Below are 18,348 nucleotides of genomic sequence, written 5' to 3'. Positions count from 1 at the left end.
TCGCGAGCAAGCTCGCTCCTACAAAGGAGCGCTCTCGCCACAAATGTTTGCTATGTGATTTTGAATAAAAAAGAAATGGAGTTGTACCGATGAAAATGTTTGGCAGGACTCTGCTGACACTGTCCTTATTGGGCGCAATCGCTACGGTTGCCCAGGCCAATGACAAGGTTCTGCGCGTCTACAACTGGTCGGATTACATTGGCCCGGACACCGTCAGGAAGTTCGAAGACGAGACCGGCATCCAGGTGACCTACGATGTCTTCGACAGTAATGAAACCCTTGAGGCACGCCTGCTGGCGGGTAAATCCGGCTACGATATCGTCGTGCCGTCCAACAGTTTCCTGGCCAAGCAGATCAAGGCCGGCGTCTATCAGGAACTGGACAAGTCGAAGCTTGCGAACTGGAAAAACCTCAACCCGGTGCTGCTGAAGAACGCTTCGGCGAGCGATCCCGATAACGCCCACGCCATCCCGTACATGTGGGGCTCGATCGGCATCGGCTTCAACCCGCAGAAGGTCAAGGAAGTGCTCGGCGCCAACGCCCCGACCAACTCCTGGGACCTGCTGTTCAAACCGGAAAACGCCGAGAAGCTCAAAGCCTGCGGCATCAGCTTCCTCGATTCACCGACTGAAATGATCCCGACCGCCCTGCACTACCTGGGCTACCCGGTGAACGATCAGGACAAACAGCACATCGCCCAAGCCCAGGCGCTGTTCATGAAGATTCGCCCGAACGTGGCGTACTTCCATTCGTCGAAATACATCTCGGACCTGGCCAACGGCAACATCTGCGTGGCCGTCGGTTACTCAGGCGACGTGCTGCAGGCCAAGGCCCGCGCCCAGGAAGCCGGGGACAAGGTGAAGATCGACTACAGCATCCCGAAAGAAGGCGCCGCCAGTTTCTACGACATGCTCGCCATCCCCCGCGATGCCGCCAACGTCGAGAACGCTTACCTGTTCATGAACTTCCTGATGCGCCCCGACGTGATCGCCGACGTCACCAACAACATCGGCTACAGCAACGCCAATGCGGCGGCCACGCCGTTGGTGGATGAAGCCATCCGCAACGATCCGGGCTCCTACCCGCCGGAAGCGGTGATGGCCACGCTCTATGCCGTGCCGGACCAGCCGATTGCCATCCAGCGGATCATGACCCGTGGCTGGACCAAGGTGAAGTTGGGCCAGTAATCCAGAACTCCACCGACTTAATGTGGGGGTTCAACCCTTTCCGTTCATGCAGCGCCTTACCACCGCTGCCTCTCCTGCAGTAGAACGGCCTCACCTGGCTCTCTCGGTTCAGGTGAAGTTTGGCGCCCTCGGGCGCCTTTTTTATTGGGGATCGATCAGCGGCCATTCGGCCAGCGCCCGATAACGGCCCTTGTGGGATTCGAACAGGGTGAATCGGTCGGCACGCAGGAAGAATTCCGGTGCGGTTGTGGACTCCGGCACCGGCGCCCGATACTGTCGTGCCAGGGTCAGGTGCGGACGATATTCCCTGGGTGCTTCCTCCAGCCCGAACGGCAACATCGCCTGTTCCAGGGCATACACCAGGCGCAGCAATGCCGGGGGCGCCTGTTGCGGCGCGAGCACCAGCGCCCCTGCCCTGCGCCACACGTCCAGCCGATCCAGCACCACCGTCAAGCGCTCGCCCGGTGTGCGGATGGACGCCGCAGCGGTGCAGAGCTCGGCGATCTGCGCCACACCCACCGCCCCCAAAAACTTCAGCGTCAGGTGAAAGTTTTCCGCCGGCACCGGCCGTCCGTTGCGCAGTTGCAGCGCACTGCGCCACTGGGCGATCTCCCGGCGCAGGGCCGGGGCGCAGCTCAGCGCAAAGAACAGGCGTTTGAACGGCTCGCGGGTTTCGTCGTTCATGCCGGGCACCTCGTGGGAAGACTGCCTGAGTGTACTCAACACCCGCGTTCCGGCCAGCGCATTTCTGGCGCCGTGGGGCAGGCGCGTTATAGTTCTACCATCCCGAAAAAACGGAGGGGGCCATGCGACAGATCATCAGCAAAGAGCCATGGTGGGCTACACCGCCCGAGCCAGGTCAGGATGAACTCAAGCTGGAATGGGGCTGGCTGGTGCATTACAACGAAGGTGAGCCGCGCTTCGAGTTCATCCACGAGCGGCCGACGGACGACGAGATCCGCCAGCGCAAGAGTTGCAGGATCACCCCGACGCCGGAGTGATCCCGCGTGCAGCGTCAGGCCTGGAGGAGCACTTCGAACCCGCCGTAGACCATGCGCTGGCCATCGAAGGGCATTGGATTGACGTCCGGTTTCATGCGCGGGTCCTGCATCATCCTGCCCATTCCGGCATTGCGGGTGGCCTTGTCAGGCCAGATGATCCAGCCAAAGGCAACGGTTTCGCCTTCCTTGAGCTTCACCGACATTGGAAACGAGGTGACCTTGCCTTCCGGGACATCCTCGCCCCAGCATTCGACCACGCTCAAGGCACCATTTTCCTTGAAGACCAAGGCGGCGACTTTGGCGTGCATGATGTATTGCTCACGGTTGGCGGTGGGTACGGCAGCGATAAATCCATCGACGTACGACATGCGTTTTCTCCTTGGGTCATGGGGTGTGCTGCAGGTTAGTCGGTTGCGCCGGCGTCCGATCGACAGTGCCGGCGCTCAAACCGACCGGCGGTTGTGCGCTGCCGCCCAGGTTGCCTTCGATCTGCGCCGCCATGTAAAGCGTGCCGGCCATGACGCCGCTGGTCGGGCTCTGCACCAGTTTGGTCCAGGCCTTGTCGAAGGTATTGCCCAGGCTACGGCGAATCAGCGCCTCGCTATCGGGCCGGTCAAAGGCCTGGATGAATGCGCGAATGCCAGCCACCCCTAGCGTGATCAAGCCACCGGCCAGTTTCCCGGTCGCTGCGGCCACGGCGCTGGCGGCCCCGCGCGGGGCCATCTCGGCTTCCATCCGCCGGCTGGCGCGCCTGGCCACCGGCGCCATCGCGGTGTCGGTCGAGCCCACCCCCTTGTCGCCACCGGCCTTATGGACTTTGTCGATCAGCGCAGCGAAAGCCGGCAAGGAGTTCAGCGGTTCGGTGTGCACGACCTGGTACAACGAGGCGTCCCTCGTCGGCGGAGGCCCAAGGGCGATGGCCGGGACTTTCTGGATGCGCCCGTTGAGCTGGGCCATCGGCACGCCGTGGCGGTCGGAGATTTTCTGCAGCTCTTCCTTGAGGATGTCGACATAGAACGCCGCTGCCAGGCCGAGAATCGCATCGGGATCGATTTCCACGGCCGCCGGGGCCAGGACCTTCTCCTGATAGGCTTCGAGCAGGTACGCCGCCAGGCGTTTTTCCACGGCGTCCTGCTCACCCTTGGCGCTGATGGTGTACCAGCTGACCTTCATCGACAGCCATTCCTGGGTCCAGTAACTGCTGAACCACGGAATGAAATTCTGTTCGGTCAATTCATAGACCCGTGTGCGCCAGTAATCCATGGCGCCGCGGGCGTAGATTCTGGTCTGCTCGGTGGCCGCCTGCGACGCGGTGACGATCTCCCGGTCCACTTCTTGCCAGGTGCTGGCAGGAACGATGACCGGCGCCACTTCCACCGGCGCGCGCACAGGCGTGGCACACCCCGCCAACACCACCAGCACGGCAATGATCAGCGAACGCAGGTTCAAGATGGCGGCTTCCTGGAGTTGGCACCGGGCGAAATGCCCGACACGCGAAACTTTCGGTTTAAGTATAGGTGGCGATGTCCCGGAGCCCGCGAAAGGGCCTGCATCAACAGCGAAAAAAACCGCCATCACTTGCATCGATATTCACCATCGCCGCGATTGCCTTCCGTTTGATGGCCGTCAGCGTAGGATCGATTCCAAGCCAACACGAAACCCCGAATCGGAGGGGGACATCATGCTGATCCATCTGCTGACCTGCCTGGCTCTGACGGCTTTCACTTTGAGCGTATTTTCCTGGTACGTCTTGAGCGAGGAGCAAACATCATGATTCACATCGTCACCCTCGCCGTGCGTTTTCCAGTGTTCGGCAACAATTTCTACGCGCAGAAATACGAGTCGCGTAAAGAGTTGACTCTGCTGTTCGACGAGAAGTTCGAGGCGTTGCTGATCCCGGCAGCCGGTCATCACTTCAGCAACGAAGTGGTCGGGCTCAATGATCAGTTCCGTTTTTTGAATGACGTGCTGGTCGGGCATCTGCTGGATGTCGAGCTGGTCAAAGGCTCGGCCCGTTCGTTCGGGTTCTGACAGCGACCGCCGGACGCCGGGCACGGACGGCAACCGCTCACAACGTTCGCTGGCTATTGCCAATCCCCTTGGCAATATCGATCCCCCAATCCATCGCCGCTTCCATGTCGAGCATGTGCGGCCGTGGGTCATGGTTTTCATTGATGGCCGTGCCGTCCGGCCGATAGACACCAATGAACATGCCCAACGAACCGTCTTTCAATATCTCGGCTGTGACTTTGATGTTGCATCCGTTCGATAGCGTTTCCTTGTGCTCCAGATGGCGCTCGGTCATGACTGCATTGCTCCCCTGACTGAATTCAAACCCTACTGGCCATGCTAGCTCAGCCCTCCGGAGCGCGCCGATTGGCAGGACCGGAGGCCTGCCCTGACAGCGGCGCAATGCCACCTATACTCAAGTCCACCTCCCCTCAGGGGATCTGCACGTTCAACAATAAAAAGCAGAGGTGGAACATGGTCTGGCAGCAAGTCTACGATCCGTTCGGTAACCCGGTGCTTTCAACGCTCATGGCGGCTGTGCCAGTGGTGGTGATGCTGGCGTCCCTCGCGTTTTTCCATGTCAAGGCGCACCTGGCGGCATTGCTCGCCTTGGCCTCGGCCTTGCTGATCGCGATTTTCGCCTTCGGCATGCCGGCGAACATGGCGGGTACCGCAGCGCTGTTCGGTGCAGCCAACGGTCTGCTGCCGATTGGCTGGATTGTGTTGAACATCATCTTCCTGCACCGCCTGACCACCGAGAACGGCTCGTTCAAGGTGTTGCAAGACTCCCTGGCGCGCATCACCGATGACCGACGCCTGCAATTGCTGCTGATCGCCTTCTGTTTCGGCGCGTTTTTCGAAGGCGCGGCCGGTTTCGGTACGCCGGTGGCGGTGACCGGAGCGATTCTGATCGGGCTGGGGTTTTCGCCGCTCGCCGCCTCGGGGCTGGCGCTGATCGCCAATACCGCCCCCGTGGCGTTCGGCGCCCTCGGCACGCCGATCATCACCCTGGCCAAGGTGACCGGGCTGGACGAAATGGAGCTGTCGATGATGGTCGGCCGGCAGTTGCCATTCTTTTCGGTGCTGGTGCCGTTCTGGCTGATCTGGGCCTTTGCCGGCTGGCGCAAGATGCTGGAAATCTGGCCGGCGATCCTGGTGGCCGGGGTCAGTTTTGCCGTGCCGCAGTTCCTGGTGTCCAACTATCACGGGCCGATGCTGGTGGACGTGATCGCCGCACTGATTTCCATGGCCTGCCTGGCCGGTTTCCTCAAGGTCTGGAAACCGGCCACCGTGCACACCTCCGCGGCGCTGTCCGGCCGGGTCGACAACTCGAAGATCGACGCCGAGCACGACGAAAAGCCTGTACCGACTGCAACCTTCGCCGATGAGGCAGAACCGGCGGTGATGCGCGCATGGATGCCGTGGATCATCCTCACGGTCTTCGTGTTCATCTGGGGCACCCAGGGCTTCAAGAACACCTTCGACACCCGCCCCGCCATCGACCCGCAAACCAGTGCCGCCAAGCTCGATCCTCAGGGCAAGCCGATGCGCGAGGCGAACCCGGTGTTTGCGCCGGTCGTGACCTTCACCACCCTGCATTTGCAGGTTGAAAAAGTCCCGCCCGTGGTGGCCGCGCCGAAAACCGAAGAAGCGGTGTACAAGTTCACCTGGTTCACCGCCACCGGCAGCGGCATTCTGCTGGCGGCGATTGTCGGCGGCTTGCTGATGGGGTACTCGATACCACAACTGATTCGCCAGTACCTGCGCACCCTGTGGGTGGTGCGCTATTCACTGATCACCATTGCGGCGATGCTCGCGCTGGGCTTCCTCACGCGCTACTCGGGCCTGGATGCGACCATGGGCCTGGCCTTCGCCGCGACGGGCATCTTCTATCCGATGTTCGGTACCTTGCTCGGCTGGCTCGGCGTGGCGTTGACCGGTTCGGACACGGCTTCCAACGTGCTGTTCGGCGGCTTGCAACGAGTGACGTCCGAGCAGTTGGGCATGAGCCCGGTGTTGATGGCCGCCGCCAACAGCTCCGGCGGGGTCATGGGCAAGATGGTCGATGCCCAGTCGATCGTGGTCGCCTCCACCGCCACCCGCTGGTACGGCCATGAAGGGGAAATCCTGCGCTACGTGTTCTTCCACTCGATTGTGCTGGCGATTCTGGTCGGTGGGCTGGTGACATTGCAGGCCTATGTCGCACCGTTCAGCCACATGGTGGTGGGCGGACATTGAGTCTGCGCGCCCTGTTCACCACTCTTGCAACGCCCGGGCTCCATCGCCCGGGCGTTGGCATTTTCTGCGCACATTTATTCAATGAATGCCCGCTTCCGGCTGACAAATACCCCATGGACAGTCGGCTGTATCAGGCCAATGATTAAGGTCAGTGGCCTCCAGCGAGAATCGTGACCCCATGAACATTCTCTACGATGAACGCGTTGACGGCGCCTTGCCCGACGTCGACAAACAGGCGCTATTGCACGCCCTGCAAACCCGCTTGCCGCATCTGGAAGTCCTGCATCAGCAGGAGGAACTCAGGCCCTACGAATGCGACGGACTGTCGGCCTATCGCACCACGCCGATGCTAGTGGTGTTACCCCGATATATCGACGAAGTGCAAGGGGTGCTGCGTGTCTGCCATGAGCTGCACGTCCCCGTGGTGGCCCGTGGCGCGGGCACCGGTTTGTCCGGCGGGGCGCTGCCCCTGGAGAAAGGCGTGCTGCTGGTGATGGCGCGCTTCAACAACATCCTGGGCATCGACCCCGCCGCCCGTACCGCACGGGTTCAACCCGGCGTGCGCAATCTGGCGATTTCCCAGGCGGCGGCACCGTTCGGCCTGTACTACGCGCCGGACCCCTCCTCGCAAATCGCCTGCTCCATCGGCGGCAATGTCGCGGAAAATGCCGGTGGCGTGCATTGCCTGAAGTACGGCCTGACGGTGCACAACGTGCTCAAGGTCGACATCCTCACCGTCGATGGCGAGCATTTGAGCCTGGGCTCCAACGCCCTCGACTCCCCCGGTTTCGACCTGCTGGCGCTGATCAACGGATCCGAAGGTTTGCTCGGGGTAATTACCGAGGTCACGGTCAAGCTGCTGCCCAAACCGCAGACCGCCAAAGTACTGCTGGCGGCGTTCGATTCCGTGGAAAAAGCCGGGCGCGCGGTCGGCGACATCATCGCCGCCGGCATCATTCCCGGTGGCCTGGAAATGATGGACAACCTGGCCATCCGCGCCGCCGAGGACTTCATCCACGCCGGTTATCCGGTGGACGCCCAGGCCATTCTGCTGTGCGAACTCGATGGCGTCGAAGCCGACGTCAGCGATGACTGCGAGCGGGTGCGCCAGGTGCTGCAACAGGCCGGCGCCATCGAGCTGCGCCAGGCAAAAGACGAAGCCGAGCGCGTGCGTTTCTGGGCCGGACGCAAGAATGCTTTCCCGGCGGTGGGCCGCCTCTCGCCAGACTATTACTGCATGGACGGCACCATCCCCCGCCGCGAACTGCCCGGCGTACTGCACGCCATCACCGAACTCTCGAACGAATACGGCCTGCGGGTGGCCAACGTGTTCCATGCCGGCGACGGCAACATGCATCCGTTGATTCTGTTCGATGCCAATCAACCCGGTGAACTCGATCGAGCCGAAGCCCTGGGCGGCAAGATTCTGGAGTTGTGCGTGAAAGTCGGCGGCAGTATCACCGGTGAACACGGCGTGGGGCGCGAGAAGATCAATCAGATGTGCGCGCAGTTCAACAGCGACGAGCTGACTCTGTTCCATGCCATCAAGGCCGCCTTCGACCCGAGCGGCCTGCTCAACCCCGGCAAGAACATCCCGACCCTGCACCGCTGCGCCGAATTCGGTGCCATGCACGTGCATGGCGGTCAGTTGCCCTTCCCTGAGCTGGAGCGTTTCTGATGCGCAGCCCTGAAGATTTCGATGACAGCCCGTCACTGCTGGAACAGGTCAATCAGGCGCTGGAAAACGCCACGCCGTTGCGCATCCAGGGTTCCAACAGCAAGGGCTTCCTCGGACGCAGCACGGCCGGGGAAATTCTCGATACCCGCGCGCACCGGGGCATCGTCAGTTACGACCCGACGGAGCTGGTGATCACCGTCCGCTGCGGCACGCCGTTGTCGCAGATGGCGCAGGTGCTGGACGCCGCGCAACAGATGCTGCCCTGCGAACCGCCGGCCTTTGCCGACGGCGCCACCGTCGGCGGCATGATCGCTTGCGGGCTGTCCGGGCCACGGCGCCCGTGGGTCGGTTCGGTGCGGGACTTCATTCTTGGCACGCGGGTGATCACAGGGCACGGCAAGCTGTTGCGCTTCGGTGGCGAGGTGATGAAAAACGTCGCCGGCTATGACCTGTCACGCCTGATGGCCGGCAGTTACGGCAGCCTCGGGCTGATCACCGAAGTCTCGCTCAAAGTGCTGCCAAAACCCCGGCAGTGCCTCAGTATCAGCCTGGAAATGGACGCCGAGCGGGCCTTGTTGCGCCTGGCGGAATGGGGCCAGCAGCCGTTGCCGATCAGCGCGGCCTGTCACGACGGCGAACGCCTGCACCTGCGGCTAGAAGGCGGTGAGGGATCGGTGGCGGCGGCCCATGAGCGCCTCGGTGGCGAGCAGCTGGACGCTTCCTGGTGGGACGATCTCAACGAACAGCGCTTGGGTTTCTTCGATCAAGACCAGCCGCTTTGGCGCCTGTCCCTGCCGCACAACACGCCGCTCCTGTCGCTGCCGGGGCGCCAGTTGATCGACTGGGGGGGCGCGCAGCGCTGGCTGAAATCCGATGCCGATGCGGCGTTCATTCGCCAGGTGGTCGACGAGGTCGGCGGCCATGCCACCTGCTTCAGCCACGGCCTGACCGACACCCCGTTCCATCCGCTGCCGCCAGCGCTGATGCGTTATCACCGCAACCTGAAACAGCAACTCGATCCACGGGGCATCTTCAACCCCGGACGCCTGTACGCGGAGCTTTGAACCATGCAGACGACCTTGAGTGAAAGCGCCAGCCAGCTGCCCCGCGCCGCAGAAGCCGAAAGCATCCTGCGCACCTGCGTGCACTGCGGCTTCTGCAATGCCACGTGCCCGACCTATCAATTGCTCGGCGATGAACTGGACGGACCGCGGGGGCGCATCTACCTGATCAAGCAAGTGCTGGAAGGCAACGAGGTCACGCAAAAGACCCAACAGCACCTGGATCGCTGCCTGTCGTGCCGCAATTGCGAAACCACCTGCCCGTCGGGGGTCGATTATCACAACCTGCTGGACATCGGTCGCGCGGTGGTCGATGCGGCGGTGCCACGCCCGTTCGGTCAACGCCTGTTGCGCGAGGGGTTGCGGCAGACCGTGCCCCATCCAGAGCTGTTCAAGAGCCTGGTCAATAGCGGTCAGGTGTTCCGCGCGTTGCTGCCCGGCACCCTGCAAAGCAAGTTGCCGCGCAATGTCTACCCGGCCAAGCCGCGGCCCATGACCCTGCGTGAGCGTCAGGTGCTGATGCTCGAAGGTTGCGTGCAACCCAGCCTGTCGCCCAACACCAATGCCGCGGCGGCGCGGGTGTTGGACCGGTTGGGGATCAGCGTCATCGCGACCCGCGAAGCCGGTTGCTGCGGCGCCGTGGACTACCACCTGGACGCCCAGGCCGCCGGCCTCGATCGCGCCCGGCGCAACATCGACGCGTGGTGGCCTGGCATCGAAAAAGGCGCCGAGGCGATTGTGCAGACGGCCAGCGGTTGCGGCGCCTTCATCAAGGATTACGGCCATCTGCTCGCCAGCGACCCGGCCTATGCCGACAAGGCAAAAAAGGTCAGCGCGCTGGCCCGGGACCTGGTGGAAGTGTTGCGCGACGAACCACTGGAAAAACTTGGCATCCACGCCTCCCAACGCCTGGCCTTCCATTGCCCCTGCACCTTGCAGCACGGCCAGAAACTCGGCGGTGCCGTGGAAGCGTTGCTGACCGGACTCGGTTTCAACCTGACGTCCGTCCCCGACGGGCACCTGTGCTGCGGCTCGGCAGGCACCTATTCGCTGACCCAGCCCGAACTGTCGCGGCAGTTGCGCGACAACAAGCTCAACGCCCTGGAAAGCGGCCATCCCGAGGTGATTGTCACGGCCAACATCGGCTGCCAGACGCACCTCGACGGCGCGGGCCGAACCCCGGTGCGGCACTGGATCGAACTGGTCGAAGCCGCCCTGCCTTAACCCAATCCTGGAGGTCCCCATGAACAGCAAAGCCGTCCTGAGCCAGACCGAAGTCAGCCAGATCATCAAAGCCGCCCGCGCCGAAGCGCAGGCCAATCAATGGGCCGTGACCATCGTGGTAGTCGATGACGGCGGCCACCCGCTGGCCCTCGAACGCCTCGACGGCTGCGCGCCGAGCAGCGCGTATATCGCCACCGAAAAGGCCCGGACCTCAGCCCTCGGGCGGCGTGAAACGAAAAGCTATGAGGACATGGTCAACGCCGGGCGCTACGCTTTCCTGTCGGCACCGTTGTTGACCTCGCTTGAGGGGGGCGTGCCGATCGTTTTCGATGGTCAGGTGATTGGTGCTGTCGGAGTGTCGGGCGTCAAGCCCGAGCAAGATGCGCAAGTGGCCAAGGCCGGGGCGCAGTGCCTGAAATGAACAAAATGCATACCAAACATCCACCCTAGCCCCCTGTGGGAGCGAGCCTGCTCGCGATGGCGGCAGAGCAGTCGACATCCATGCTGAATGACACTCCGCTTTCGCGAGCAGGCTCGCTCCCACAGGGACAGCGTTTCGCCAACAAAATTGATCCGTGTTCAACCAGCCGAGAGGAGTTGCAGAAATGACCCGTCTAACTGCCAAAGACTTCGCCCCTGAACTGCTGGAACTGTACGACTACTACGCCCACGGCAAGATCAACCGCCGGGAGTTTCTCGACCGCGCGGCGTTGTTCACCTTCGGAGGATTGACGGCTGGAGCCCTGCTCGCCGCGCTAAGCCCCAACTACGCGCTGGCCGAACAGGTCGAGTTCACCGATCCGGACATTGTTCCCGAGTACATCACCTACCCGTCGCCCAAGGGCCACGGCCAGGTTCGCGGTTATCTGGTGCGCCCGGCCAAGGCCACGGGCAAGGTGCCGGCGGTGGTGGTCGTGCACGAAAACCGCGGGCTCAACCCGTACATCGAAGACGTGGCCCGACGTCTGGCCAAGGCCGGTTTCATCGCCCTCGCCCCTGACGGCCTGAGTTCGGTCGGCGGTTATCCCGGCAATGACGACAAGGGCCGCGAACTTCAGGCCACGGTCGACCCGGAAAAGCTGATGAACGACTTTTTCGCCGCCGTCGAGTGGATGATGAAACACCCCGCCGCCACTGGAAAAGTCGGCATCACCGGGTTCTGCTACGGCGGTGGGGTGACCAATGCCGCTGCCGTGGCCTATCCGGAACTGGGTGCCGCCGTGTCGTTTTATGGCCGTCAGCCAACGGCCGAGGAAGTGCCGCGGATCAAGGCACCGGTGATGCTGCACTACGGCGAACTGGATACGCGGATCAACGAAGGCTGGCCGGCCTATGAGAAAGCGTTGAAGGCCGGGGGCAAGACCTATGTGGCCTACATTTATCCGGGCTGCAATCATGGCTTTCACAATGATTCGACGCCGCGTTATGACGAGGCGGCGGCGAAGCTGGCGTGGGAGCGGACGTTGGGGTGGTTTAAAAAGTATCTGGTTTGAATAAAAATTCTGGGCCAGCAGGACTGGCCCCATCGCGAGCAGGCTCGCTCCTACAGGGAAATTCAGTGAACACAAAATCTGTGTTCGACCGAAGCCCAATGTAGGAGCGAGCCTGCTCGCGATAGCGGTTTGAAGGCCGCAGCAGTTATTTCGGTTGCGCCACCGTCCGCAGATACGGCTTCAGGGTCCTGAAGCCATCCGGGTATTTCTTCTTCGCGTCTTCGTCAGACACCGAGGTCGGGATGATCACGTCCTCACCCGGCCGCCAGTTCACTGGAGTGGCAACGGTGTGTTTGGCGTTCAATTGCAGGGAATCGAGCAGGCGCAGCACTTCATCGAAGTTGCGCCCGGCGCTCATCGGGTAGATCAGCATGGCCTTGACCTTCTTGTCCGGGCCGACGATGAACACCGAACGCACCGTGGCGTTGTCCACTGCCGTGCGCGCGCCGCCGCTGGCATTGGGGTGGATCATGTCGTAGAGCTTGGCCACCACCAGGTTTTCGTCGCCGATCAGCGGATAGTTGACCGCCGTACCCTGGGTCTCGGCGATGTCACCGACCCAACGGTTGTGGTCACTGACCGGGTCGACGCTGAGGCCGATGATCTTGGTGTTGCGCTTGTCGAATTCCGGCTTGAGTTTGGCCAGGTAGCCCAGTTCGGTGGTGCACACCGGCGTGAAGTCCTTGGGATGGGAAAACAGGATGGCCCACCCGTCGCCGATCCATTGGTGAAAGTTGAGGGTGCCTTCAGTGGTGTCGGCGGTGAAATCCGGTGCTTCGTCGCCAATACGGATAGCCATGTTCGATCTCCTTGCAGTGATGGACAGGGACGCCGTCAGGGTAGCGAATGCGCTTTCAACGGCATGGACGCGAGACATTATAGGATAGGTTCCGGCACTCGCCCGCCGGCGTTGGGTGAGTCGCTAGCCCACCAGCGCAATCAGTTGCTGACGCTGGGCATCGGTCAGCATCGGGCCGAAACCGGCCTGGGCATTTTCCGCCATGTAGCGCGGGTTGCCGGTACCCGGAATCACGCAGGTCACCGCCGAATGCGACAGCAGGAACTTCAGCGCCAGTTGCGCCCAGCTTTTGACCCCGACTTGCGCTGCCCAGCCCGGTAGCGGTTTATCTTTCAGATTGGCCAGCAAGCCTCCACCGCCAAACGGCCGGTTGCAGATCACCGCCACCCCCCGCTCGCGGCACAACGGCAGCAGGCGATTCTCGGCACCGCGATCATCCAGTGCGTAGTTGATCTGCAAGAAATCCAGTGGCTCGGCCTTGAGTACCGCTTCCACTTCTTCATAGGCCGACGCCGTGTAATGGGTGATGCCGATGTAGCGGATGCGCCCTGCTTCCTTCCAGTGGCGCAGGATCGGCAGGTGCGTCTGCCAGTCCAGCAGGTTGTGGATCTGCATCAGGTCGATCCGGTCGGTCTGCAACAGGGCGAAGGATTGCTCCATCTGCGCGATGCCTTCTTCGCGGCCCCGGGTCCACACTTTGGTGGCGAGGAACGCCGGTGAGCGTGGCTCATGGATCGACAGCAATTGGCCGACGGTCTGTTCGGCGCGACCGTACATCGGCGAGCTGTCGATCAACTTGCCACCCTTGTCGAACAACGCATCGAGCACCGCGGGCAAGTTTTTGTAGGCCGGTTGCGCAGGCTCGACATCGAATCCGCGATAAGTGCCCAGCCCTACGATCGGCAACGACTCGTTACTGGAAGGAATGGCCCGGGTCTGCATGGTCTTGCCTCCTGTTCCCGTCGACGGCGCGGGTTGCGCAACCGCCGAACCAAACGTGAAGACCGCCGAAGCACCGGCAGCCAGCGTGAGTATTGCTCTACGGGTGTAACCCTCAGGATGGCTCATAAAACGCTTCTCACCAGTCGCACGGGCTCGGCCCGTTGAATCGACAATCCGGATAATCCGCGCCAGGGTCGATTGACTACACTCAGGAAGCCTTGCGGCGCCAGCCACTTTCACTCCCCGAGCAGTCAATGCCGCCCATTAACGTTAGTCGAATGTCACGCACCCTGGTGTTACTCGTCGTCATCGTCGCTGCGTTGTACCTGGCGCTGTGCGTGGGGCTGTTCGTGTTCCAGCGGGCACTGATTTATTTCCCGCAACCGCGTACCGTCGGCGGCGCCGAGACACTGCTCACCCTGCCGGTCGCCGACGCGCAGGTGCTGGTCTCCACCCGACCCCACGAGGGTCCCAACGCGCTGATTTATTTCGGCGGCAATGCCGAAGACGTCTCGCGCAACCTGCCCGTGTTCACCCAGGCGTTCCCTGACTACGCGCTGTATCTGCTGCATTACCGTGGCTACGGCGGCAGTTCCGGCTCGCCTTGCGAAGAAGCCATTGCCCGCGATGCCATCACGTTGTTCGACCAGGTGTATGCCAGTCATTCGCATGTGGCGGTGGTCGGACGCAGCCTGGGTTCCGGGGTTGCCGTGCGCCTTGCCAGCGAACGCCCGGCCGCGCGACTGGTGCTGATCGCGCCCTACGACAGCCTCGAAGGGCTGGCTACCCGTCAATTTCGCTGGTTTCCGGTGCGCTGGTTGTTGAAGGACAAATACCCGTCCTGGCGCTACGCCGCCCGCATCACGGTGCCGACTCGGCTGATTGCCGCCGAGCATGACGAAGTGATTCCGCGTCCGAGCACCGAGCGTTTGTATACACACTTCGCCAAAGGCGTGGCGTCATTGCAGGTGATACCGGGGACGGGGCATAACTCGATCAGCGAAAGCCCTGAATACCTCAAGGCGCTGAGGGACGGGTTGTAACGGAAGCAGCGGACTTTGTGGCGAGGGGGCTTGTCGGAGCGCCGAACCGCCCCGTCCGGCTGCGCAGCAGTCGTAAACCCGAACAATGCGGTTTACCTGAATAACCGCGATTGCAGGGTTTGGGGCCGCTTCGCGACCCAACGGGGGCAAGCCCCCTCGCCACAACAAGCCCCCTCGCCACAAACAGCCTCCCTATCCCCCAATCGCTTCCGGCGGCAGGCTATGACCATTCATCCGAGAATTCACCAACGCCCAATAAAAACATATTTTTATGCCTATATTGATATTGTCGAACGTTCCCACTCTCAGAGGGTCCCGTCATGAATATCAAAACCCTGGCTTTGCTCCTGCTGGCTTTGTGTGCGCAACCGGTCTGGAGCCAAACGCCCGCCGCCTCACCTGCCGCTGTCGACAGCCCCGCGCTGACCACGCGCCTGGCCGAGCGTGACCTTTGGGTCGAACACATTTTCTGGATCAGAAACTACGCGTTGGCCAATCAATCCGCCGATAAAAAGCAAGCCAAAGTCGCGGCGGACCAGGTCGTCGACAACGCGACCAAAATCGCCAACAGCATCGCTCCGCTCTACGGCCAACCGGCGGCGGATCAACTGCTCAAGCTGCTGGCCGGTCACTGGGGCGCGGTGAAACACTACAGCGATGCCACTGTCGCGAAAGACGCCAAGGGCAAGCAGGCTGCCGTCTCCGAGCTGACCAGCAATGCCAAGGCGATTGCGGCTTTCCTGGCCACCGCCAACCCCAATCTGCCTGAAGCCACACTGGTCAACATGCTGTCGGCCCATGGCGGTCACCACGTCGCCCAGATCGATGCGTTTGCCGCGCACGATTACGCCGGCGAAGCCCGCACCTGGGCGATGATGCGCACGCACATCCAGGCCCTGGCCGACGCGCTGACCGCGGCGCTGGTCAAGCAGTTCCCTGACAAGTTCTGATATCGCGCGAGGGTATCCCATGCTGGAAGGACTGGGCCGAACACAGCAGGACCTGCTCAATGCGCTGCTGCACCATGCGGGCGGCATGAGCATTGACGAGTTGGCTGAACATCTGGCCGTCACGCGCACGGCGATCCGCCAACATTTGGCGGCGCTGGAGCGTGACGGTCTGGTGCTGCGCGGCGATACCCGTCCGACGGGTCGTCGTCCGGAGCAGCTGTATCGGCTCACCGACCACGCGCGGGAGCAGTTCCCTCGCCACTATCAGCTACTGGCCAGCGTATTGATTGATGAAGTCGCCGCCATCATCGGCCCCGAAGCCCTGGCCACGCTGATGCGCAGCATGGGCCGCAAGCTGGCTTCGGACCTGGAACAACAGGTCGTGGACGAAGCCAGAATCGTCCAGCACATGAACCAGACAGGCTACGAGGCCGAGGTGTTTTTTCGCTCGGGAGGCACCCCGGAAATCGTCGCGCATAACTGCGTCTTCCATCGCCTGGCCGCTGCCCACCCGGTGGTCTGCCAACTGGACCTGGCCTTGATCGGCACGCTGGGCGGCGGTGAAGTCGAGCACAGCGAATGCATGGTGCGTGGCGGGCATGTCTGTCGTTTCAGGCTGCGACCGAGAGAGGACCAGGATCCCGTTTAAACGGCGCACCACTCCTTATCCTTCCTCGAACGCATCGGTTGGACAACAGGTAGTTGCTTGTCCGCCGTGAACCTTGTGTCGAGTCACCAGTCATACCCAGCGCTTTCCCCCCACTCCTATCGTCGTCATCTCTTCCGAGTTGCCCGCCCCATGCGCCAAACCGCCGTTGCCTTGCGCTTTTCTTCGCTGTGCCTGTTTTCCCTGCTCCCCGTTTTTGCCAGCTCCGCCCACGCCGATGGGCAACGGCAACTGGTCGATGCCATCAACGACTATCGCGCCCATCCGCAACGCTGCGATCGACGACCGACGCAACGTTTATCACCCCTGACGCTCAAGTCGAACCTGGCCTTGCCCGTTGGCTATGGCGGTGGGTTGCGGGACCGGTTAAAGGCTTCCGGTTATCAGGCAACCATGGTGCGCTCTATCCGCGTAGTGGGTGCACGGGATGCCGAAGAAGCCTTCGATATGTTCCAGGACGAACACTGCGCCGCACTGCTCGACAATCAATACGCCGACATCGGCGTCAGCCGCGTCGGGAGTGAGTGGCAAGTGGTGCTGGCGCGGCCGGTGCTCGACGGGCAGACCGGTGATCCGCGCAACGCCGGCCAGGCGTTGCTGGCGCAGGTCAACGCAGCCCGGGCAAGGCCGCGCCTGTGTGGTCGCCAGCGCTTCGGGGCCGCGCGGCCGCTGACCTGGAACGCCTCCCTCGGCGCCGCCGCCCAGGGCCATAGCAAGGCCATGGCCTATGGCAACTATTTCGCCCACCAGGACCCCGACGGCGACATGCCCTACGACCGCGCCAGGGCTGCCGGCTACCGTGGTCGGCAGATCGGTGAAAACATCGCCGCCGGGCAAGGCTCACCGAGCAAGGCCATGGCCGGCTGGCTCGCCAGCCCCGGGCACTGCGCCAACCTGATGAACCCGATGTTCACCCAGGTCGGTGCCGCTTACGCCGCCAACGCCCGCAGCGACAACGGTGTTTACTGGACGATGCTGTTTGGCGCGCCCTGAGGCGCTGACCAGACCCACCTTGCGGGCATTAAAAAGCCCGCACTGGGCGGGCTCGCGGGTGAGTGAAGTAGGTGGCCGGCGCTGGTCTCCGGCTTACAAGGTTTATCAGGCCTCCCACAAAAGAGCCGTGAATCTGTCTTGGAACTCTTCTGCTTCACACGGCATAAGGGCTGGATCCCAGCGCGGGGATCTTTCTAACCGTGTACCCTTCGGAACGCGCCCCACGTCTCCTTGCTATCCTTTTGCGCATCAGTCTGCGTCTTCACCTACAAGGTTGAGGATAGCAAAACAGGCATGATTTCCAACCAGGCTTTTAGACCGATTTCGACCAGCAGAAAACATGGCAGGACGGAAAAATACTATCGATCCAGGGATGGCGTTACATGGCACATCCAACATCGGTGCCTCAGGCAGGCCGACGCACCACCCTCACCTTGCCGCTATCGCCGCCACCGCAGAACAACCGCTCGCCACCATCGGATTCCAGCCCCGACACGCCCACGCCTTCGGGCATTGTCAGGCTCTGCAGCACTTCGCCCGATTGCGGATCGATCCGGCGCAGCTCGCTTTCATCGCCTTCCCACGTACCATGCCACAGCGCGCCGTCCACCCAGGTCACACCGGTGACGAAACGGTTGGATTCGATGGTGCGCAGGATCTTGCCGGTCTCGGGATCGATCTGGTGGATCTTGCGTTCGCGGTACTGGCCCACCCACAACGTACCTTCGGCCCAGGTCAGTCCCGAATCGGTGCCTGCGCCGGGGGCGGGAATCGTGGCGAGGATACGGCCGGTGCGGGGGTCGATTTTGTCGATGCGGTCTTCGGCGATCTGGAACAGATGCTCGCCATCGAACGCGGTGCCGGCATGGGCAGCGACATCGATCGAGCTCAGCACCTTGCCGCTTTCCGGGTCCAGGGCGTTGATTTTGCTGTTGCTGGCGAACCAGACCTTTTCGCCGTCCCAGGTGACGCCGCACACATGGTCGACATCGGCAAACGGGCCATATTCACGAATGATCTCAGCAGTTGCGTGTTTCATTCCGGCATTCCTCATTGGGGTTG

General features: G+C 62.2%; 20 protein-coding genes. 13 read left to right on the top strand and 7 right to left on the bottom strand.

Annotation, left to right across the window (positions count from 1 at the left end; translation table 11 throughout):
- Positions 1-89 precede the first annotated feature (89 nt).
- Positions 90-1,187: a polyamine ABC transporter substrate-binding protein gene (locus KGA83_RS19510; protein ID WP_108216016.1), complete on the top strand. Its 1,098-nt coding sequence runs from the start codon at positions 90-92 to the stop codon at positions 1,185-1,187.
- Between the two features lie 141 nt (positions 1,188-1,328).
- Here KGA83_RS19510 and thpR read toward each other — a convergent pair whose 3' ends face one another.
- The gene (thpR, locus tag KGA83_RS19505; protein WP_115948335.1) at positions 1,329-1,871 is read right to left on the bottom strand and encodes an RNA 2',3'-cyclic phosphodiesterase; all 543 of its coding nucleotides are present in this window, start codon (positions 1,869-1,871) and stop codon (positions 1,329-1,331) included.
- A gap of 122 nt (positions 1,872-1,993) precedes the next feature.
- Here thpR and KGA83_RS19500 point away from each other — a divergent pair, with 122 nt between their 5' ends.
- Positions 1,994-2,188, top strand: coding sequence for a hypothetical protein (locus tag KGA83_RS19500; protein WP_108216018.1), 195 nt, complete (start codon positions 1,994-1,996; stop codon positions 2,186-2,188).
- A 14-nt stretch (positions 2,189-2,202) separates the two neighbouring features.
- On the opposite strand, the gene KGA83_RS19495 is transcribed toward KGA83_RS19500, so the two are convergent.
- Together KGA83_RS19495 and KGA83_RS19490 are read right to left on the bottom strand one after the other, a co-directional pair.
- Positions 2,203-2,556 carry a DUF1428 domain-containing protein gene (locus KGA83_RS19495; protein WP_108216019.1) on the bottom strand — a complete coding sequence of 118 codons (354 nt, stop codon included), beginning with the start codon at positions 2,554-2,556 and terminating at the stop codon, positions 2,203-2,205.
- A gap of 16 nt (positions 2,557-2,572) precedes the next feature.
- The gene (locus KGA83_RS19490; RefSeq protein WP_115948336.1) at positions 2,573-3,637 is read right to left on the bottom strand and encodes a hypothetical protein; all 1,065 of its coding nucleotides are present in this window, start codon (positions 3,635-3,637) and stop codon (positions 2,573-2,575) included.
- Between the two features lie 321 nt (positions 3,638-3,958).
- Here KGA83_RS19490 and KGA83_RS19485 point away from each other — a divergent pair, with 321 nt between their 5' ends.
- Positions 3,959-4,219: a hypothetical protein gene (locus KGA83_RS19485; RefSeq protein ID WP_115948337.1), complete on the top strand. Its 261-nt coding sequence runs from the start codon at positions 3,959-3,961 to the stop codon at positions 4,217-4,219.
- Positions 4,220-4,256: 37 nt separating this feature from the next.
- On the opposite strand, the gene KGA83_RS19480 is transcribed toward KGA83_RS19485, so the two are convergent.
- Entirely contained in the window at positions 4,257-4,493 is a 237-nt protein-coding gene (locus tag KGA83_RS19480; protein WP_223530569.1) for a hypothetical protein, read from the bottom strand.
- Positions 4,494-4,672: 179 nt separating this feature from the next.
- Between KGA83_RS19480 and KGA83_RS19475 the strand changes: the two genes are divergently transcribed.
- From KGA83_RS19475 to yghX, 6 genes are all read left to right on the top strand, one after another.
- Positions 4,673-6,436, top strand: a complete 1,764-nt coding sequence (locus KGA83_RS19475) for an L-lactate permease (RefSeq protein WP_223530568.1) — start codon at positions 4,673-4,675, stop codon at positions 6,434-6,436.
- Between the two features lie 178 nt (positions 6,437-6,614).
- Positions 6,615-8,114: a glycolate oxidase subunit GlcD gene (glcD, locus tag KGA83_RS19470; RefSeq protein ID WP_223530567.1), complete on the top strand. Its 1,500-nt coding sequence runs from the start codon at positions 6,615-6,617 to the stop codon at positions 8,112-8,114.
- A complete protein-coding gene (gene glcE / locus KGA83_RS19465) occupies positions 8,114-9,178 on the top strand; it encodes a glycolate oxidase subunit GlcE (RefSeq protein WP_223530566.1) in 1,065 nt (354 codons plus the stop codon). Before glcD ends, glcE begins: the two co-directional genes overlap by 1 nt.
- 3 nt (positions 9,179-9,181) lie before the next feature.
- Complete coding sequence (glcF, locus tag KGA83_RS19460; protein ID WP_115948341.1) at positions 9,182-10,399, top strand: glycolate oxidase subunit GlcF; 1,218 nt, start codon at positions 9,182-9,184, stop codon at positions 10,397-10,399.
- 19 nt (positions 10,400-10,418) lie between these two features.
- Positions 10,419-10,820, top strand: a complete 402-nt coding sequence (locus KGA83_RS19455; RefSeq protein ID WP_108216027.1) for a heme-binding protein — start codon at positions 10,419-10,421, stop codon at positions 10,818-10,820.
- A 184-nt stretch (positions 10,821-11,004) separates the two neighbouring features.
- Positions 11,005-11,892: a YghX family hydrolase gene (yghX, locus tag KGA83_RS19450; protein WP_223530565.1), complete on the top strand. Its 888-nt coding sequence runs from the start codon at positions 11,005-11,007 to the stop codon at positions 11,890-11,892.
- A gap of 145 nt (positions 11,893-12,037) precedes the next feature.
- Here yghX and KGA83_RS19445 read toward each other — a convergent pair whose 3' ends face one another.
- Together KGA83_RS19445 and KGA83_RS19440 are read right to left on the bottom strand one after the other, a co-directional pair.
- Positions 12,038-12,691, bottom strand: coding sequence for a peroxiredoxin (locus tag KGA83_RS19445; protein WP_108216029.1), 654 nt, complete (start codon positions 12,689-12,691; stop codon positions 12,038-12,040).
- 123 nt (positions 12,692-12,814) lie between these two features.
- Positions 12,815-13,759 (bottom strand): aldo/keto reductase, encoded by a 945-nt coding sequence (locus KGA83_RS19440; protein WP_223530564.1) that lies wholly within the window; start codon positions 13,757-13,759, stop codon positions 12,815-12,817.
- A 128-nt stretch (positions 13,760-13,887) separates the two neighbouring features.
- Here KGA83_RS19440 and KGA83_RS19435 point away from each other — a divergent pair, with 128 nt between their 5' ends.
- The 4 genes from KGA83_RS19435 (at position 13,888) to KGA83_RS19420 (ending at position 17,286) form a co-directional block, all read left to right on the top strand.
- The gene (locus KGA83_RS19435; protein WP_223530563.1) at positions 13,888-14,676 is read left to right on the top strand and encodes an alpha/beta hydrolase; all 789 of its coding nucleotides are present in this window, start codon (positions 13,888-13,890) and stop codon (positions 14,674-14,676) included.
- A gap of 320 nt (positions 14,677-14,996) precedes the next feature.
- Positions 14,997-15,626 (top strand): hypothetical protein, encoded by a 630-nt coding sequence (locus KGA83_RS19430; RefSeq protein ID WP_223530561.1) that lies wholly within the window; start codon positions 14,997-14,999, stop codon positions 15,624-15,626.
- Between the two features lie 19 nt (positions 15,627-15,645).
- Positions 15,646-16,275, top strand: a complete 630-nt coding sequence (locus tag KGA83_RS19425; protein WP_108216033.1) for a helix-turn-helix transcriptional regulator — start codon at positions 15,646-15,648, stop codon at positions 16,273-16,275.
- A gap of 150 nt (positions 16,276-16,425) precedes the next feature.
- Entirely contained in the window at positions 16,426-17,286 is an 861-nt protein-coding gene (locus tag KGA83_RS19420; protein ID WP_108216034.1) for a CAP domain-containing protein, read from the top strand.
- 406 nt (positions 17,287-17,692) lie between these two features.
- Here the strand turns inward: KGA83_RS19420 and KGA83_RS19415 are convergent, their stop codons facing one another.
- Positions 17,693-18,325, bottom strand: a complete 633-nt coding sequence (locus KGA83_RS19415) for a DUF5074 domain-containing protein (protein WP_108216035.1) — start codon at positions 18,323-18,325, stop codon at positions 17,693-17,695.
- Positions 18,326-18,348: the final 23 nt, after the last annotated feature.

This window comes from Pseudomonas sp. GL-R-19, assembly GCF_019956375.1.
GTDB lineage: Bacteria > Pseudomonadota > Gammaproteobacteria > Pseudomonadales > Pseudomonadaceae > Aquipseudomonas.
Note: the sequence above shows the minus strand (reverse complement) of the source record. Positions and strands in the feature narration are given on the sequence as shown.

Excerpts from the sequence above, each read along its gene's own strand:
- KGA83_RS19510 (WP_108216016.1), top strand. The coding sequence starts at position 90 with ATGAAAATGTTTGGCAGGACTCTGCTGACACTGTCCTTATTGGGCGCA.
- glcF (WP_115948341.1), top strand. The coding sequence starts at position 9,182 with ATGCAGACGACCTTGAGTGAAAGCGCCAGCCAGCTGCCCCGCGCCGCA.
- KGA83_RS19480 (WP_223530569.1), bottom strand. The coding sequence starts at position 4,493 with ATGACCGAGCGCCATCTGGAGCACAAGGAAACGCTATCGAACGGATGC.
- KGA83_RS19420 (WP_108216034.1), top strand. The coding sequence starts at position 16,426 with ATGCGCCAAACCGCCGTTGCCTTGCGCTTTTCTTCGCTGTGCCTGTTT.
- KGA83_RS19475 (WP_223530568.1), top strand. The coding sequence starts at position 4,673 with ATGGTCTGGCAGCAAGTCTACGATCCGTTCGGTAACCCGGTGCTTTCA.
- glcD (WP_223530567.1), top strand. The coding sequence starts at position 6,615 with ATGAACATTCTCTACGATGAACGCGTTGACGGCGCCTTGCCCGACGTC.
- KGA83_RS19425 (WP_108216033.1), top strand. The coding sequence starts at position 15,646 with ATGCTGGAAGGACTGGGCCGAACACAGCAGGACCTGCTCAATGCGCTG.
- KGA83_RS19485 (WP_115948337.1), top strand. The coding sequence starts at position 3,959 with ATGATTCACATCGTCACCCTCGCCGTGCGTTTTCCAGTGTTCGGCAAC.
- KGA83_RS19435 (WP_223530563.1), top strand. The coding sequence starts at position 13,888 with ATGCCGCCCATTAACGTTAGTCGAATGTCACGCACCCTGGTGTTACTC.
- KGA83_RS19445 (WP_108216029.1), bottom strand. The coding sequence starts at position 12,691 with ATGGCTATCCGTATTGGCGACGAAGCACCGGATTTCACCGCCGACACC.
- KGA83_RS19500 (WP_108216018.1), top strand. The coding sequence starts at position 1,994 with ATGCGACAGATCATCAGCAAAGAGCCATGGTGGGCTACACCGCCCGAG.
- KGA83_RS19440 (WP_223530564.1), bottom strand. The coding sequence starts at position 13,759 with ATGAGCCATCCTGAGGGTTACACCCGTAGAGCAATACTCACGCTGGCT.
- KGA83_RS19495 (WP_108216019.1), bottom strand. The coding sequence starts at position 2,556 with ATGTCGTACGTCGATGGATTTATCGCTGCCGTACCCACCGCCAACCGT.
- thpR (WP_115948335.1), bottom strand. The coding sequence starts at position 1,871 with ATGAACGACGAAACCCGCGAGCCGTTCAAACGCCTGTTCTTTGCGCTG.
- glcE (WP_223530566.1), top strand. The coding sequence starts at position 8,114 with ATGCGCAGCCCTGAAGATTTCGATGACAGCCCGTCACTGCTGGAACAG.
- KGA83_RS19455 (WP_108216027.1), top strand. The coding sequence starts at position 10,419 with ATGAACAGCAAAGCCGTCCTGAGCCAGACCGAAGTCAGCCAGATCATC.
- KGA83_RS19430 (WP_223530561.1), top strand. The coding sequence starts at position 14,997 with ATGAATATCAAAACCCTGGCTTTGCTCCTGCTGGCTTTGTGTGCGCAA.
- yghX (WP_223530565.1), top strand. The coding sequence starts at position 11,005 with ATGACCCGTCTAACTGCCAAAGACTTCGCCCCTGAACTGCTGGAACTG.
- KGA83_RS19415 (WP_108216035.1), bottom strand. The coding sequence starts at position 18,325 with ATGAAACACGCAACTGCTGAGATCATTCGTGAATATGGCCCGTTTGCC.